The 493-nt window shown below is 70.2% G+C and carries 1 pseudogene; it reads right to left on the reverse strand.

Features of this window, described 5'->3' with window-relative positions:
* Positions 1 to 103 precede the first annotated feature (103 nt).
* Positions 104 to 493 (reverse strand): annotated as a pseudogene (locus L995_RS04595) (plasmid replication/partition related protein); the annotation flags it as partial.

Genomic DNA, 493 nt, shown 5'->3' on the forward strand with positions numbered 1-493 from the left:
CAGCTTGTCGCCCGCGCGCAGCACGCCTGCGGCGATGGAGGCCTCGATATCGTCGGCCAGTTCCTGGTAGCGCGTCATGCCTGGGGAGGTCGCGGCCCGGGGATCAGCCCTGTTCGGCCAGCAGTTCCTGCAAGGCCTTGATCTGCTGGCGCAGGCGCTCGTTCTCGGCTTCAAGTTCGTTCACGCGCTGCTGCAGTTCCTCGGGCGAGGCGGTCACGGCCGCACCTTCGCCGTCGGCAGCGTCGGCTTCGGGCTTGGCGGCCTTGGGCTTTTTCTTCGCATCGCGCACGCGCTTGGCGGCCTGCTTGAGTTCGTCGGCGCCGGCGGCGGCCACGGCCTGCTGCTCATCCACGGGCAGGCTGGCGACCACGGCGGCGGTGCTCAGCGAGATGTCGCCCGAGCGCACGGCGGCCACCACTTCGGGCGCGGCCTTTTGCTGGATGGTCTCGATCAGCTTGACCTGGCTGCTGGACAGGCGGGCCACGCGGGCCAG

The organism is Delftia sp. ZNC0008 (assembly GCF_000799035.1).
Classification (GTDB): domain Bacteria; phylum Pseudomonadota; class Gammaproteobacteria; order Burkholderiales; family Burkholderiaceae_C; genus Comamonas; species Comamonas tsuruhatensis.